Origin of the sequence: Mycolicibacterium monacense (assembly GCF_010731575.1) — a bacterium.
Taxonomy (GTDB): Bacteria; Actinomycetota; Actinomycetes; order Mycobacteriales; family Mycobacteriaceae; genus Mycobacterium; species Mycobacterium monacense.
The window spans coordinates 5,380,704-5,395,931 of sequence record NZ_AP022617.1 but is presented as its reverse complement, the minus strand read 5'-3'; the positions used below and the strand labels follow the sequence as shown (position 1 = coordinate 5,395,931).

Genomic DNA, 15,228 nt, shown 5'->3' with positions numbered 1-15,228 from the left:
GTGAGGTTTCTTCGGGCGCTCCTGCTGCTGCTCGCCGTCCTGACCGTGGCGTCCTGCGCATCGGCGGATGACGGCAGCGACGAGCCGATCAAGTCGGCGGGCGTGCTGCGGGTCGGCACCGAGGGGGTGTACGCCCCGTTCAGCTATCACGACGCCTCCGGTCAACTGGTCGGCTACGACGTCGACGTGGCGCGCGCGGTGGCCGACAAGATCGGAGTGCGCGCCGAGTTCGTGGAGACGCCGTGGGACGCGATGTTCGCCGCCCTGGAGGCGGGCCGGTTCGACGTGGTCGCCAACGAGGTGACCATCAACGCCGAGCGGCGGGCGAAATACGACCTGTCACAACCGTATTCGGTGGGCGAGGGAGTGATCGTCACCCGCGCCGACGACGATTCGATCACCACGCTCGACGATCTCGCGGGCAAGGTCGCCGCCGAGAACGCGACCAGCAACTGGTCGGAGGTCGCGCGTGAGGCCGGGGCGCGGGTGGAGGCCGTGGAGGGTTTCACCCAGGCCATCACGCTGCTCAATCAGGGCCGGGTCGACGTCGTCGTCAACGACAGCATCGCGGTGTACGCCTACCTCGCCGAAACGGGCGACACCTCGGTGAAGATCGCGGGCACGGTCGGTGAGAAGAGCGAACAGGGCTTCGCCGCCCGCAAGGACAGCGGCCTGCTGCCCGAACTCAACCGGGCACTCGACGAACTGCGCGCCGACGGCACGCTTGCCGAGATCTCCCAGCGGTACCTCAAGGCCAACGCCTCAGGTGCGCCGGAGTCCGATCAAGCGGACACCGCGGGCGCTCCCCGTTCCACGTGGCAGCTGATCCTCGACAACCTGTGGCCGCTCGCGCGGGCGGCGCTGACGATGACGATCCCGCTGACAGTCATCAGCTTCGCTATCGGTCTGGTGATCGCGCTCGGGGTCGCGCTGGCCCGGTTGTCGCCGAATGTGGTGCTGACCAACGTCGCCCGCTTCTATATCTCGATCATCCGCGGCACCCCACTGCTCGTGCAGTTGTTCATCGTGTTCTTCGCGCTGCCGGAGTTCGGGATCCGGATCGACCCGTTCCCGGCGGCGGTGATCGCGTTCTCGCTCAACGTCGGCGGGTACGCCGCCGAGATCATCCGCTCGGCGATCCTGTCCATCCCGAAGGGTCAGTGGGAGGCCGCCGAGACGATCGGCATGAACTACCCGACGTCGCTGCGCCGCATCGTGCTGCCGCAGGCCGCCCGGGTGGCCGTACCGCCGCTGTCGAACACGCTGATCTCCCTGGTCAAGGACACCTCACTGGCGTCGACCATCCTGGTGACCGAACTGCTGCGGCAGGCGCAGATCGTCGCGGCCCCGACGTTCGAGTTCTTCGCGCTGTACGGCACCGCCGCGGTGTACTACTGGGTGATCTGCCTGGTGTTGTCGTTCGGTCAGGGCCGCATCGAGCGCCGGCTGGAAAGGTACGTGGCGAGATGACCGAGGATCGGGTGGTCGCCGAGGGTTTGCACAAGGCCTTCGGCGACAACGAAGTGCTCAAAGGGGTGTCGTTCCGGGTGCCGGCAGGGTCGGTGACCACGATCATCGGTCCGTCGGGGTCCGGGAAGACGACGCTGCTGCGCGCACTCAACGCCCTCGACGTGCCCGACGCCGGAACCGTGTGCATCGGCGGGGAGAACGGAGTCAGCATCGACTTCGCCAAACCGGTGTCCAAGGACGAGTTGCGCCGCTACCGGATGCAGAGCGGGTTCGTCTTCCAGTCCCACAACCTGTTCCCGCACAAGACGGTCCTGCAGAACGTCACCGAGGGTCCGATCGTCGTGCAGAAGCGGCCCAGGGAGGAGGCCGAGGCGGCGGCCGTCGAACTGCTCACTCAGGTGGGGCTGGCGGAGAAACGCGACCAGTACCCCTACCAACTCTCGGGCGGTCAGCAGCAGCGGGTCGGGATCGCCCGCGCGCTGGCGTTGCGGCCCGAGGTCGTGCTGTTCGACGAGCCGACCTCCGCACTCGATCCCGAACTGGTCGGTGAGGTGCTCTCGGTCATCAAGGATCTGGCGGTGGAGGGGTGGACGCTGGTCGTGGTCACCCACGAGATCCAGTTCGCGCGGCAGGTGTCGAATCAGGTGCTGTTCACCGACCGTGGCGTCATCCTCGAGCAGGGGCCGCCCGAGGCGGTGATCGGCGATCCGAAGGAGGAGCGGACGCGGCAGTTCCTCGACCGGATCCTCAACCCGCTGTGATCTCGGCCCGTTCGGCCCACCACAGCAGCGACCGCAGATAGGACACCACGGTCTCGTCGGGGCAGCCCGCCGGATCCTCGAGGTGCAGCAGTGCCAGTTCCTCGATGGCGGCCAACAGGATTCGCTGCGTCGGGCCGTCCGGGTCGACGGCCGTGCCCAGCGCACGGGACATGTGCCGGGCCGCGACCCCCCTTGCGTAGGCCCGTCCCAGTTCGATGCGCGCACGCACCTGCGGTGGGGCGCCGTCCGGTGGGCGCAGGAAGATCCGCCAACTCACCGGCGCCGCTTGAAGATACGCCAGAATTCCGCGGCCCAACCGGTCCGCGTCGGGTTCGGCCCGTTCCCAGTCGACACTGCGCAGACCCGCGAAGGCGATCGCCGATTCGCGGTCGAGCAGGGCCGTCATCACCCCGGCCAGATCGGTGAACTGCTGATAGACGACGGTGCGGGTGACGCCTGCGGTGTGGGCGATCCGGTCGATGGACAGCGCGGTGAATCCGTCCGCGGCGACGATGTCGCGGGCGATGTCGAGGAGTTGCGCGCGCCGGTCGGCACCCGACATCCGGCGGCGGGGCGTGTGCGTCACGGATGCTGGGCGAGCAGCAGCCGCACCGCCGTGGCGGCGCTCTCGACGGCGCTCTCCATCGTGGCCGACCAGTTGGTCGCGGTCCAGTCACCGGCGAGGACCAGTGACGGCACCGAGGTCCGCTGCGGCGGCCGCAGCGCATCGGTGCCGACCACCTGGGAGAAGGTGGCCTTCGGCATCCGGACCACCTGCGCCTGAAGGACATTGGCGTGCCGGGCGGCCGGGTAGTAACGCCTCAGCAGGGCCATCTGCTCGGCGACGATCTCGTCGCTGGTCTTCGTGATCTGTTCGTAGGCGCCGCTGGTGGTCAGGCAGTACAGCCACGCGCGGTCGGTGCGGCGGCCGTGCATGATCTGCCGGTCGAAGACCTCGTCGATGACGCCGGTGCCGCCGATCAACCCCTCGAACGCCGTCTCGGTGCCCAGCGGCCGGTCCAGGTAGAGGTTGGTGCTGACGATCGGGGTGTGGCCGAGTTTGTCTGCGGCGGCGTAGATCTCGGCGTGTTCGGGCAGATCGTCGAGCAGACCCTCGATGTTCGAGTTCGGCACGGCGCAGACCACCGCGTCGGCGGGGATGTGCGTGCCGTCGGCGAGCGACACCCCGGTGACGACGCCGCCGTCGATGTGGATGCGGCGCGCCACGGCGCGGTACCGCACGTCGACACCGTGTTCCTCGAACACCTTGACCGCACCGGAGATGTAGAGCGTGTCGAGATCGACCGTCGGATAACCGATCGTCACCGGGATGCGGTGTCGCAGACCGAGCCTGATGCCGGTCGCCATCACGTTGGCGAAGACCTTCGCCGATTCCTTCGACACCGGTTCCGCGGCGATGCCCAGGGCGAGCCAGTCCCACAACGCTTCTCGTGCCGGGGCGGGCATACCGACCCGCTCGAACCACTGCTCGGTGGTCAGGTCCGCCAGGTCGGCTGGCTGGCGCAGCGCCTGCCAGCCCAGTCTGAGCGTGGCGCGTGCGGCCCGGAGCCGGTCACCGACACCGGCGTCGGGGTGCACACCGAACAGGGTGCGCAGCGCACCGAGTCCCGTGGTCTGCATCGTCGTCTTGCGGCCGTCGGGCCAGCGCAGCGTGGAGACCTTGGGGAAGGCGAGGTGTTCGCGGGTGCCGACGCTGTCGAGGTAGCGGTACAGGTGGTGGTAGCCGCTGGCGATCACGTGCTGGCCGTTGTCGGGCACGTCGTCGACCTGGTCGGCCCGCATGGCGTGGGTGCGGCCGCCGAGCCTGCCACGCCGCTCGAGCAGGACGACGTCGCGGCCGGCCTCGGCCAGCCAGACGGCCGACGCGAGGCCCGCCAGCCCCCCGCCGATGACGACGAAGCGACGTGTGTCTGTGCTCATCCCGACCTCCGCGGAGTCAACTTACGAGTTGTAAGTTAGCCCATCCGCGGCTACGGCGTCAGCTCCTTGACCCCCCACGGTGAGCCGTAGGCGGTCAGCAGTTCCAGGAACGGCACCGCGTCGAACGCCTCCGGTCCGAGCACACCGGCCCCGCTCCAGGTGCCGTTGGCCAGGAGTTCCAGTGCCACAACGGGATTGATGGCGGTCTGCCAGACGACGCACTGGTGGCCGTATTCGGCCATCGACCACTCGTTGTCCACCACGTGATACAGGTACGTCGACCGCGGGTTGCCGTCCCTGCCGGTTCCCGTGACCCAGAGCCCGGCGCAGGTCTTGCCGCGCATGTTGGGGCCGAGCGTGGCCGGGTTGGGCAGACACGCGGCCACCACGTCGCGCGGGGACACCTCGACCGGGCCCTTGCCGCTGCCGACGGTCACCGTGTCGGTGCGGTCCAGCCCCAGCTTGTGCAGCGTCTTGAGCACGTCGATGAACTCCGCGCCCAGACCGTATTTGAACGTCGCGCGTCTGCATTTGACCCAACGCGGCATCAGCAGCACCTCTTCGTGCTCGACGTTGACGCATTCGACCGGACCGATGCCGTCCGGGAAGTCGAAGACCTCCGGTTCGCTGAACGGTTCGGTGACGAACCAGCCGCGGCCGTCCTCCCAGATCACCGGAGGGTTCAGGCATTCCTCGATGGTCGTCCAGATCGAGAACGACGGCGCGAAGTCGTAACCGTCGACCGTGAGGTTCGACCCGTCGCGGGTGCCGAGTTCGTCGATGTCGGAGAACAGGTGATCGGCGGCGTAGCGGGCGAACACGTCCGACAGCCCGGGCTCCACGCCGATGCCCACCAGGGCCAGGCGACCGGCCGCGGACCAGTCGGCCTCGGCGGCGAACTGCTCGTCGCCGAGTTTCACCCCGGTCAACTCGTAGGGCTGTTCCGGGTGGCGTCGCGACAGGCTCATCGCCATGTCGAGGTAGTCCGCTCCCCCGGCCAGCGCACCGTTGAAGATCGGCATGACGAACCGCGGGTCGACGGCGTTCATGACGTGGGTGATCGCGTGTTCGCGCACCAGCGCCGCGACCGCATCGGCCGACGTGGCATCCACCCGTGCCGCGACGAACCGCGCGTCGCCCACCGCCTCGGCGGCCCGGCGGGCCCTGGCCTCGTCGTAGTCGCAGACGACGATCTGCTCGAAGAATTCACGGCGCGCGGCGATCGCGCAGAACGCCGAACCGACACCGCCGGCACCCACCAACAGGATTCGCATGACCGGCACCCTAATACGGATTCCGGGGCCATGCCCGGCTTCGACAACGGTTTCCACACCAAAGGTGCTAAATGGCGACGGAAAGCGTTCCCAAACCGCGCAGCGTGAGGTTCGGCTTGTAGACCGGTTCGGCCGCCAACCGGGCGTCGGGGAACCGGGCGGTCACCGCCGACAGGGCGACGGCGGCCTCCAACCGGGCCAGCGGCGCCCCGAGGCAGAAGTGCGGCCCCTTGCCGAACCCGAGGTGCCGGAGGTTGGAACGGTCCGGGTCGAACGTGTCGGCCCGGTCGAAGGCGTCCGGATCGCGGTGCGCGGCGGCCAGCAGAAGCAGCATGCTGTCGCCCTTGGGCACCGTGACCCCGTTGACCGTCATGTCCTCGGCGGCGATGCGGCCGACCAGCTGGACCGGCGGGTCGAAACGCAGCGTCTCCTCCGCGACCGCGGACGCCCGCTGCGGCTCCGCCGCCAGCGCATCCCATGCCGCGGGGTGTCGCAGCATCGCCAGTATCGCGTTGGCGATCAGGTTGACCGTCGTCTCGTGTCCGGCCACCAGCAGCAGGTTGCAGGTGGCGACGATCTCGTCCTCGGTGAGCTGGTCACCGGCCTCCTCGGCGGCGATCAGTCCGGAGATCAGGTCGTCGCGCGGTTCGACGCGGCGCTTGGCGATCAGCTCGCGCAGGTAACCCCGCAGCCACAGCCCCGCCTCCAGCCGGTCCTCGGCCCCCTGCGCGGCCTGACCGGTGACGGTGACGAACGGGTCCAGCGACTGGGCGAGCAACGCCGACGCGCGGCTGAACTGGGGTTCGTCTTCCAGCGGCACCCCGAGCAGACGGCAGATCACCGCCACCGGCAGCGGATAGGCCAGATCGGCGATGACGTCGAACTCGCCCCTGGCCGCCACCGCATCCAGCAGCGAGTCGACCAGCGACACGATCTCGGGTTCGAGCGCCTTGACCACCCTGGGCACGAACGCCGAGCTGACCAGCCGGCGCAACCGGGTGTGGTCCGGCGGATCGAGGAACAGGAACCCGGGGGTCCCGAACGGGCGCGCGACGGCGCCGGCGGCGATCTCCCGTTGCGCGACCGTCGACTTCAGCCGGTCGCTGGCCGATGCGGGGTGCCGCAGCACCTCGTCGCAGTCGGCGAAGGCGGAGAACACCACCAGGTTGGCTTCGGGCGACGCCAACGGTCCGGCCGCCCGGAAGTCCGCGTACAGCGGGTAGGGGTCGGCCCGGTTGGCCGGGTCGAGCAGCCGGCCAAGCAGCGCCCGGGGGTCCGCGGTCGCGGTCATCCACTCATTGTCCACGCGCGGCGTAGTACCGCCCGAGCACGTGCTCGCGGAGTTCGTCGAAGTTGCCCGCGACGATCGAGGCCCGGATCTGGTCGACGAGGCGGACGACGAAGCGTTCGTTGTGGATCGTGCACAGCGTCGAGGCCAGCATCTCCTTGGCCTTGAACAGGTGGTGGATGTACCCGCGGGTGTAGTGAGCGCAGGTGTAGCAGTCGCATTCGGCGTCGATCGGCGTGAAGTCGCGGCGGTAGCGCGAACCGGTGATGTTGTACCGCCCGGTCGCCGAGTACACAGCGGCGTTGCGGGCGACCCGTGACGGCGACACACAGTCGAAGGTGTCGGCGCCGGCCTCGACCGCGGCGAACAGGTCGTCGAGTTCGCTGATCCCCAGCAGGTGGCGCGGTTTGTCGTCGGGCAGTTCGCTGGTGACCCAGCCGACGATGGTGGCGAGGTTCTGCTTCTCCAGCGCGCCGCCGATGCCGTATCCGTCGAAACCCCGGCCGTCCTCGTCGAGGATCTCGGTCAGCTCGCGGGCGGCCTGCCGCCGGAGGTCTTCGTACTGCGCGCCCTGGACCACACCGAACAGCGCCTGCGGCGGCTTCTCGTGGTTCTCCAGCGACAGCTTGCGGTGCTCGGCCAGACAGCGCTCCGCCCAGCGGTGGGTGCGGCGGACCGAATCCTCCTGGTAGCCGCGCGTGTTGACCAGGGTCGTCAACTCGTCGAAGGCGAAGATGATGTCGGCGCCCAGTTGGTGCTGGATGCCGATCGACACCTCCGGGGTGAATCTGTGGGTGGTGCCGTTGAGGTGCGACCGGAAGGTGACGCCGTCGTCGTCGACCACGGCCAGGCGTTCCTTGCCCTTGGCGATGACGTCGTCGGCCTGCACTCTGTTGGCGTCCATCGCCAGCACCTTGCGGAACCCGGCACCCAGCGACAGGACCTGGAACCCGCCGCTGTCGGTGAACGTGGGGCCGGGCCAGTTCATGAAGGCGCCGAGCCCGCCCGCGGCAGCGACCACGTCCGGGCCGGGTTGCAGATAGAGGTGGTAGGCGTTGGCGAGTACCGCCTGGGCGCCGAGCTCGCGCATGGTCTCCGGTAGCACCGCCTTGACGGTGGCCTGGGTGCCGACGGCGATGAACGCGGGGGTGCGGATCTCCCCGTGCGGGGTGCGGATCACCCCGGCCCGGCCGCGTCGCCCGGGCAGCTCGGCCTCGACGGTGAAGAACTGCTGATCCACGTCACGTATTCAACAGGACCGCCTGCGGCAGAACTCGACGACCGCCCGGGCGAGGTCCTCGCCCGCGTCCTCCTGCAGGAAGTGTCCCGCTTCGCGGATCGTCGGGTGGTCGATGCCCGCGGCGCCGCGCATCTCGCGGGCGAAGATCGGCGCCATCGCGCCGGTGATCGGATCGCTGTCGCTGAACGCGACGAGCATCGGGGTGTCGCTGGCGGACAGCGCCGCCCACGCCGCGCGGTTCGCCGCCGACGCCGGGTCCTCGGGCGTGGTGGGCACAAGCAGCGGCATCGCGCGGGGGCCTGCGCAGTAGGAGTCGTCGGGGAACGGGGCGTCGTAGGCGGCGCGCACCTCGTCGGACATCGGATGAGCACATCCGGCCTGAACCCATCGCCCCACGTCGAGATCGTCCACAGTCTGGATCGCGTTGCGGAATTGCCACCAGATGTCGGGCATCGGGAAATCCCCGGTCGGCAGCCCGGTATTCGCGACGACGATGCGGGCGAACCGGTCGGGGTGTTCGGCGGCCAACCGCAGCCCGATCAGCCCACCCCAGTCCTGCCCCACCAGCGTCACCCCGCGCAGGTCGAGCACATCGAACGCGAGCGTGCGCATCCACTCGACGTGGCGGGCGTAGGTGTGGTCCTCGACGCGCGTGGGCTTGTCGGAACGGCCGAACCCGACGAGGTCGGGGCAGACGACGCGGAACCCCGCGCCCGCCAGGATCGGGATCATCTTGCGGTACAGGAACGACCACGACGGCTCGCCGTGCAGCATCAACACCGGTTCGCCGTCGTCAGGCCCATCCTGCACCCAGGCCACCCGCAGCCGGCCACCGTCACCGTCGTCGATGTCGGAATAGCCTGGCGTATAAGGGAAGTCGGGCAGAGCCAGAAACCGTTCGTCCGGGGTGCGCAGCGTCTGCATGACCGCGAACTTACTCGCGTCGGCAAGCGGATTTTCCCAATTATCATGATCGGCGGAGGCCCGCACACCGATACTGCTCGGGACGGCCCCGCCATTGACGACGGGGCCGCGTAGACCGAAGGAGATCGATTGTGAAACGTGGGTTCCTGGTGAGCGTGGGCGGCGCGGCGATCGCGATCGCAGGCCTGGCGGGCTGTTCCTCGGACAGCGGTTCCTCCGAGTCGACCACATCGGCGGAGTCGAGCGACACCGCCACGGCGAGCGCATCGGCCGAGGCCACCTCGGCTCCCGGCGCCGCAAAGGTCGTGATCGACGGTCAGGACCAGAACATCCAGGGCACCGTCGCCTGCACCTCCATGGGCGGCAACCTCAACATCGCCATCGGTCAGGCCACCACCGGGATCGGCGCGGTGGTGACCGAGGCCGATCCGCCGACCGTGCAGTCGGTCGGACTCGGCAACGTCAACGGCGTGACCCTCGGCTTCCAGCAGGGCACCGGGCAGGGCAACGCCGAGGTGGAGAAGGACGACAAGACCTACAACATCAAGGGCAATGCGACCGGCGTCGACATGGCCAACCCGCTGCAGCCGGTGACCAAACCGTTCGAGATCGAGGTCACCTGCCCGTAGTACTTGCGTATGCACAGAGACGGCGGCGGGCCGACGGTCCGCCGCCGTCTTTTGTTTGCTGTGCGGTAGCCTTCGAGTCCGGCGCTCTTCGCCCACGCTCCCAGAAAGCACGACCTTGGCCAAACATCGCAAGGCGCGGCGCACAGCTGCCGCCCCCGCCTTCTTCGCCGGCGCCACCGCCGCGATCTCCACCGCGCTCGCCCTGGGCCACGCCACCAACGCGACCGCCGCCACGATTCCCACCGCTGACACGGTGATCGGTGTCGGCGGCTGGCGGAACCCGACGAGCGACCGGATCCCGAACAAGTTCGAGGGCGAGTTGGTACAGCCCGGGGAGACGTTCGTCGGGGTCCAGTACCCGGCGGAACTGCCCGTGGACCCCAGCGTGGCCGCCGGTCAGAAACCGTTGGGCGACGCGGTCGACGCCGCCTCCGGTTCCGTGCTGATCGTCGGCTACTCAGAGGGTTCGCTGGTCGCCGAGCGGTACAAGCGCGGACTCGTCGCGTCCGGTGCGCCGAACACCGATGACGTCGCGTTCATGTTCATCGCCGCCCCGTTCGTCCCCAACGGCGGCGTCTACTCCCGATTCCCCGGTCTGCGGCTCCCCGGCTTCACGAGCACCGGTGCCGCGGCGCCGTCACCTTACGACGAGACGTTCGTGACGCTCGAGTACGACCTGATCGGCGACTTCCCGGCGTATGCGAACCCGCTGTCACTCGCCAACGCCCTCGCGGGTCTGGTCTACGTGCACGGCGACCAGGGCCCCGACAACGTCGACCTGGAGACCGCCCCGAAGGCGGTGAAGGTGGTCACCAGCGAGGCGGGCGGCACCGACACCTACATCCTGGTCCGTGCCGAACATCTGCCGCTGCTGCAGCCGATCCGCGATCTGGCGGCCGCCACCGGCACCACCGTGGTGGTCGAACCGTTCGTCGGCGCCGTCGAACCGACGCTGCGCCTGCTCGTCGACATGGGCTACACCGACCGCGACTACCAGAACGCGGACAAGCCGACGCGGTTCTCGCTGATCACCCCGCCCGATCGGATCATCGAGACCGCCGCGGCCATGAAGAAGGTCGCGCCGAAGGCCGTTGCGCCCGACGAGAAGCCGGCCGAGCAGTCCGAACCCGAGCCGCAGAAGGCCGACGAACCCGAGAGCAAGCCTTCGGTGAAGCGGAACACGTTGCTGCGCAATGTCTTCGGCGGACCCAAGGGCAAGCACCGGGCCGACACCACACCGGCAGCCGAACCGGAGCCGTCACGCCAGGACTCCGCGACGAACGACCCCGCCGACAACGGCACCACCGGTACCGACAGCGACACCAGCACCGACGAGAAGGACCAGCCCGCCGCCTGAGGCGTCCTCACGCGGGCGAGGTCGACCCCACCCGGTCCTCGGCGTAGAGGTGCACCAGACCGGAGGCCACCGCGAACCGCGGACCGTGCACCCCGTCGATGTCGGCCCGGCCCACCACGACCCGCGCCGGCCGTAACGACTCGCCCACCGTCCGCAGCAGTTCGTCGTCGAGCGCACCGCCACCGGCCAGCACCAGCGCGCTCGGCGGTTCGTCGAACGTCGCCAGGCACCGCGCGATGTTCGCCGCGACCGTCTCCTGTTTGATCGCCAGCCGCAGGCTGCGCCACTCCTCGGCCGCCAACCGGTGCGAGAACGGCACCAGCCCGGCACTGCCGCGGGTGCACAACCGGCCGATCGCGTCGGCGGACGCCGGGCTGTCGAGGAACACCCGGCGGCCGTCCTCCTCGTGGGCGACATGCGGACCCTCCACCCGCAGCGCCGGTGTCCGTTTGACCCGCTCGGCCAGGGCGCGCGGAATCCCGAGCACCCGGGAGACCGCGGTGGTGATCGTCTCGCCGGCGCCGGCAGCGGTGACCGTGCGGCCCTGCCCGATCAGATCGACTGTGCCGCCGCCGATATCGCACACCACCGACCCCGGCGGCAGCCCCGGTGTGGTCTGCGCACCGCGCGCGGCCGCCGCGGGTTCGCCGGCCACGGTCCGCGCGGGGCGGCCGGTGAGCCCGGAAAGCGTTGCGGCGGCGTCGGTGACGGGCTCAGCGGCCAACAGGGCGACGACGGTGCCGCGGGCGTCGGCCACGCCGCGCCGCAACCACGCACCGTTGTCGATCGACGCCAGGTCGGTGAAGAACGCATCGTCGACCGCGATGCCGTTCTCCGCGGCGGGCAACGCGCTCAGCCGGACCTCGACCGCGCAACCCGGCGGCTCCAGCCGCAGAACAGTGTGCGCCGCGGCGGGCGCATACCGGACGATCTCACCGCCGATACGGCAGTCGACGTAGTCGTCGTCCACCGCGGGCGGATCCGGTGGTTCGGTGCGCGCGGTGACGGCGATCGCCGGGGCGTCGGCCAACTCGCGGGTGAACTCGGCGACGTCGAGCAGCCGGTCGTGGCCGAGTTGCAGCGCCGCCGACAGGGCGATCGGATCGGCCAGCGCCCGGTACGCCCGACCCTCGGCGACCACCTCGACCGCCACGAGCGCGCCCCGGCGCAGACCGTCGAGCTCGACCTCGTCGACCACGGGGACGTCGATGGGGATGCGGTTGCGGATGAGCACCGCATCGTCCTGGGCGACGAGCACGCCTGCGATCTTCCAGCCGGACGCCACCCCGTCGCCGATCGCCTGCGCGGCAACCTCGAAATCGGTTGCTGCCGAGACGGATACGATCACCGGGCCGGGATGCACCGGACCGGACAGGTCGGCCAGCGGCACATGCGTGCCGACACCGTGGCCGGCCCCCGCGGGCGTGCTGGCATCGGGTCGGCGCAGGCTGCGCACCGGCGCACGCGGGGACACCGCCGGGGCCAGCGGGGCGGTCGCGGTGTCCACCGGGCGGATCGTCGCGAGCACCACCTCGTCGACGCGCACCCGGGCCTCGACCTCGAGGCGGTTCAGCAGCGCCGCGGCGCCTTCGAGCGACTCGGTCGACCCCTTGCGCCCCCGGGTGGGGGCCTGCCCGTGCGTCAACGGCTCGACCACACCGTCGGCGGCGACGCGGGCGAGCACGATCTCGGTGGTGTGGTTGCCGACATCGCACCCGGCCACGACGACCGAATCCCGGCTCACCGCAACAGACCTCGTCTCGCGTAGACCTCGGCGGCCTGGCGGACGAGTTCGGCGCACCGCGATGCCCCGCCGGTCTCCAGCGACACCCGCAACTCCTCCAGTTCGGCGGCCGTCGACCGGTGCGGACGCAGCGCCTCGTAGAGTTTCATCACCGCCTCGTCGTCGATGACGGCCAATTCCGCTGCGCGCAGGAAGTTCTCGGCCAGTTGCGGATTGCCGTCCTGCTCGGCGACGACCGCCTGGTAGGCCAGCGTGGCCGGGTCCATCCGCAGATCCGACAGCGTCAGCTTGCCGTCGACGGCGGCCGCCACCGTGAATTTCTCGGTCATACTCGTTTGGCCTCCACGGTGATCGGTGCCTGCCCCGGTTCGCAGGCCTGGCGTTCCAGCGCCACCAACGCCACGGCTCGGGCGTGGTAGCGGGCGGAGATGGATTCGTCGGTACCGCCGGCCAGGATCGGCAGTGGCGCCATCCCCTTGGCGTGCCGGGCGGCGTTGCGGCCCAGCTCGCGGTACATCTTCGCGGTGAGCAGCGGGGCCACGCTGAACAGTTCGAGGTTCGCCAGCGGCGCCAGGTCGCGCCGGTGGATGAGTGCGGTTCCCTTGCCCTGCAACCCGATTCCGATACCGGATCCGGACAGCCGGGCGGCGGTCAACCCGATCAGCCCCACGTCGATGGTCGACCGGACCCGGACCAGGCGCGGCACACACCCCTCCTCCTCGAGACCGGCGGAGAGCTGGCGCAACACCTCACCGACCGTCAGACCGCACAGTGTCAGCCACACCGACCGTCCCAGCGCCGGGGAGAGGCCGATGCACACCTCGCGCGGATCGCTGCCCTGACGGGCCGGTTCGACGTCGGAGAACACGACGTGGCCCCGGTGTTCGGCCTGGTCGGCGGTGAGTTCGGCCGACGTGCGGGCCTGCCGGATACCGTCGATCTCGGCACGGCGTTTCTCGGTCGGCGTGTAGCCGCTGCCGGGTCCGGCGTAGTCGTTCGGATCGGTGATCTTCGACAGCACCTGGAACTGGTCGTCGAAGATCGCCGAGGTCTGCAACTGGTCACCGCGCAGGCGTTCGCGGGTCAACCGCATGATCGCCTCGGCCTCCGGTGCATACCCGGTGCGGTGCAGCGCCGCGACGACGTCGAACACGGTGAGCTGCCTGGCCTCGATCGCGGTGGCCGCCTCCGCGACGGCCTTCGGATCCCCGGCGGGTAGATCGCGGGAGTCGTTGGCCACCACCACGGCGTCGATGCGGGTGTCGTCGAAGTCGGCGAGGCCCAGATCGCGGTACACGGCCTGCACCGCCGTCGCCGCCCGCCTCCGCACCCGCGCAAGATGCTCGCGTGACACGGTGCGCAGTCCACCGTCGGCACCCCAGTCCCGCTGCAGCACCAAAAAGTCGTCCATATCGTCGGCGTTGAAGTTCGACAGCGCAAAAGCGTTGTCGTACCGCGGAATCGATCCGAAGCCGGAGAAGATGAAGTCCGCGCCGGCCAGCAGCACCGGCAGCGTGTGCGCGCTGCGGCGGATATCGGATTCGGAGATCAGGTTGTCGTTGCCCGCACACGATTCCAGATCGCGCATCATCACCATCAGGTTCTCGGCGAGCAGTTCTTTCATGCCCTCGGGCACCGACGCCACCACGCCGACCCCGTCGATGCCGCCGTTCTGCACACCCTGCGAGCCCAGCGCCCGCGCCAGCGACACACACCGCGATTCGAGGTAGAGGATCGAGCACTTCTCGGCGGCACCCATCAGCACCTCGGCGCCGCCGCCGCTGGTGACCCGCATCTTGAGCCCGCGCGAGGCGTACGCGGCGGTGAGGATCGCCTTGGAGAACGGAGTGTCGTCACCGTCGACGAAGACCTGTTCGGTGCCGTAGATCGAGATCGTCTCGGCGTAGCTGGTCAGGCCCCGCAGCCCGAGCCGCAGTTCCATCGCCTCCTCGATCGAGCACTGCGCCATGGCGCCCGGGACGCCGACCTGGCTGCCGATCAGCAGTGCGATCGCATTCGACGGCGCGTCGCCGAACACCGGCACCGTCGTCTCGACCTCGCGGAAGCCGTAGGCCACCGCACTGGCCGCGTCGGCCGCGATCAGCAGCGGATCGTCGAGCTGGTTGGTGACGTGGGCCTGGTTGCTCGGGGTGCGCCTGGCCCGCATCTTGTGCATCGCCATCTGCATCTCGACCGGCGTCATCACCGCCATGACCCGGGCCAGCTTGGCCGGCGTGGTGCCGCCGATCAGACGCACCACCTCCGCGCGCGGCACGTTGACGTCGACCGCCATCCGGGCCAGCACCGCATCGTCGAGCGCCATCGCCTCCTCGGCGACCGTGAGGTCGATGCCGTAGCGGGCGATGAACTCGTCGATCACGTCGAAGTCGGCGGCCGGCCTGCCGTCGAGTTCGACGACCCGTCCGTCGCGCACGACCAGCGACGGCTGCGGGTCGTGCGGGCTGTGCATCGCGACCAGACCCAGCGCGGGGTCGGTGACACTGAATCCGTCGAGGTTGACCGGTTTGGCATCGAGGATTCGCATCCGACCCTGGTCGAGGTCGTCGTGTTCCGTCACGGCGACGATCCTGCCGCCTCGG

General features: G+C 69.6%; 13 protein-coding genes. 4 read left to right on the top strand and 9 right to left on the bottom strand.

Going from position 1 to position 15,228, the window contains the following annotated elements:
- Both G6N49_RS25885 and G6N49_RS25880 read left to right on the top strand, forming a co-directional pair.
- Positions 1-1,470 carry an ABC transporter permease subunit gene (locus G6N49_RS25885; protein ID WP_011562317.1) on the top strand — a complete coding sequence of 490 codons (1,470 nt, stop codon included), beginning with the start codon at positions 1-3 and terminating at the stop codon, positions 1,468-1,470.
- Complete coding sequence (locus tag G6N49_RS25880; protein WP_011857340.1) at positions 1,467-2,231, top strand: amino acid ABC transporter ATP-binding protein; 765 nt, start codon at positions 1,467-1,469, stop codon at positions 2,229-2,231. Before G6N49_RS25885 ends, G6N49_RS25880 begins: the two co-directional genes overlap by 4 nt.
- Here the strand turns inward: G6N49_RS25880 and G6N49_RS25875 are convergent.
- From G6N49_RS25875 to G6N49_RS25850, 6 genes are all read right to left on the bottom strand, one after another.
- Positions 2,218-2,817: a TetR/AcrR family transcriptional regulator gene (locus G6N49_RS25875; protein ID WP_011562319.1), complete on the bottom strand. Its 600-nt coding sequence runs from the start codon at positions 2,815-2,817 to the stop codon at positions 2,218-2,220. The two genes, G6N49_RS25880 and G6N49_RS25875, sit on opposite strands and share 14 nt — an antisense overlap.
- The gene (hpnE, locus tag G6N49_RS25870) at positions 2,814-4,172 is read right to left on the bottom strand and encodes a hydroxysqualene dehydroxylase HpnE (protein ID WP_011562320.1); all 1,359 of its coding nucleotides are present in this window, start codon (positions 4,170-4,172) and stop codon (positions 2,814-2,816) included. The genes G6N49_RS25875 and hpnE overlap by 4 nt, the downstream gene beginning before the upstream one ends.
- A 50-nt stretch (positions 4,173-4,222) precedes the next feature.
- Positions 4,223-5,446, bottom strand: coding sequence for a saccharopine dehydrogenase family protein (locus G6N49_RS25865; protein ID WP_083045254.1), 1,224 nt, complete (start codon positions 5,444-5,446; stop codon positions 4,223-4,225).
- Between the two features lie 67 nt (positions 5,447-5,513).
- The gene (locus G6N49_RS25860; RefSeq protein WP_083045253.1) at positions 5,514-6,737 is read right to left on the bottom strand and encodes a cytochrome P450; all 1,224 of its coding nucleotides are present in this window, start codon (positions 6,735-6,737) and stop codon (positions 5,514-5,516) included.
- A 4-nt stretch (positions 6,738-6,741) separates the two neighbouring features.
- Positions 6,742-7,974, bottom strand: a complete 1,233-nt coding sequence (gene tgt, locus G6N49_RS25855) for a tRNA guanosine(34) transglycosylase Tgt (RefSeq protein WP_083045247.1) — start codon at positions 7,972-7,974, stop codon at positions 6,742-6,744.
- 9 nt (positions 7,975-7,983) lie between these two features.
- The gene (locus tag G6N49_RS25850) at positions 7,984-8,898 is read right to left on the bottom strand and encodes a haloalkane dehalogenase (protein WP_064916127.1); all 915 of its coding nucleotides are present in this window, start codon (positions 8,896-8,898) and stop codon (positions 7,984-7,986) included.
- A gap of 131 nt (positions 8,899-9,029) precedes the next feature.
- Here G6N49_RS25850 and G6N49_RS25845 point away from each other — a divergent pair, with 131 nt between their 5' ends.
- The gene (locus G6N49_RS25845; protein WP_165760729.1) at positions 9,030-9,527 is read left to right on the top strand and encodes a lipoprotein LpqH; all 498 of its coding nucleotides are present in this window, start codon (positions 9,030-9,032) and stop codon (positions 9,525-9,527) included.
- Positions 9,528-9,642: 115 nt separating this feature from the next.
- Positions 9,643-10,884, top strand: coding sequence for a PE-PPE domain-containing protein (locus G6N49_RS25840; protein WP_011768401.1), 1,242 nt, complete (start codon positions 9,643-9,645; stop codon positions 10,882-10,884).
- 7 nt (positions 10,885-10,891) lie between these two features.
- On the opposite strand, the gene G6N49_RS25835 is transcribed toward G6N49_RS25840, so the two are convergent.
- Genes G6N49_RS25835 through G6N49_RS25825 form a run of 3 tightly spaced genes read right to left on the bottom strand, consistent with a single transcriptional unit; the run spans position 10,892 to position 15,173 of the window.
- Positions 10,892-12,628: a diol dehydratase reactivase ATPase-like domain-containing protein gene (locus G6N49_RS25835; protein WP_011857344.1), complete on the bottom strand. Its 1,737-nt coding sequence runs from the start codon at positions 12,626-12,628 to the stop codon at positions 10,892-10,894.
- On the bottom strand, positions 12,625-12,957 hold the full coding sequence (locus G6N49_RS25830) for a diol dehydratase small subunit (RefSeq protein ID WP_011857345.1): 333 nt from the start codon (positions 12,955-12,957) through the stop codon (positions 12,625-12,627). The genes G6N49_RS25835 and G6N49_RS25830 overlap by 4 nt, the downstream gene beginning before the upstream one ends.
- Positions 12,954-15,173 carry a propanediol/glycerol family dehydratase large subunit gene (locus tag G6N49_RS25825; protein WP_011857346.1) on the bottom strand — a complete coding sequence of 740 codons (2,220 nt, stop codon included), beginning with the start codon at positions 15,171-15,173 and terminating at the stop codon, positions 12,954-12,956. The genes G6N49_RS25830 and G6N49_RS25825 overlap by 4 nt, the downstream gene beginning before the upstream one ends.
- Between the last annotated feature and the right edge of the window lie 55 nt (positions 15,174-15,228).

What these genes read in the sequence shown, in the direction of transcription:
- G6N49_RS25880 (WP_011857340.1), top strand. Translation starts at nt 1,467, where the DNA reads ATGACCGAGGATCGGGTGGTCGCCGAGGGTTTGCACAAGGCCTTCGGC.
- hpnE (WP_011562320.1), bottom strand. Translation starts at nt 4,172, where the DNA reads ATGAGCACAGACACACGTCGCTTCGTCGTCATCGGCGGGGGGCTGGCG.
- G6N49_RS25865 (WP_083045254.1), bottom strand. Translation starts at nt 5,446, where the DNA reads ATGCGAATCCTGTTGGTGGGTGCCGGCGGTGTCGGTTCGGCGTTCTGC.
- G6N49_RS25860 (WP_083045253.1), bottom strand. Translation starts at nt 6,737, where the DNA reads ATGACCGCGACCGCGGACCCCCGGGCGCTGCTTGGCCGGCTGCTCGAC.
- G6N49_RS25850 (WP_064916127.1), bottom strand. Translation starts at nt 8,898, where the DNA reads ATGCAGACGCTGCGCACCCCGGACGAACGGTTTCTGGCTCTGCCCGAC.
- G6N49_RS25830 (WP_011857345.1), bottom strand. Translation starts at nt 12,957, where the DNA reads ATGACCGAGAAATTCACGGTGGCGGCCGCCGTCGACGGCAAGCTGACG.
- G6N49_RS25825 (WP_011857346.1), bottom strand. Translation starts at nt 15,173, where the DNA reads ATGCGAATCCTCGATGCCAAACCGGTCAACCTCGACGGATTCAGTGTC.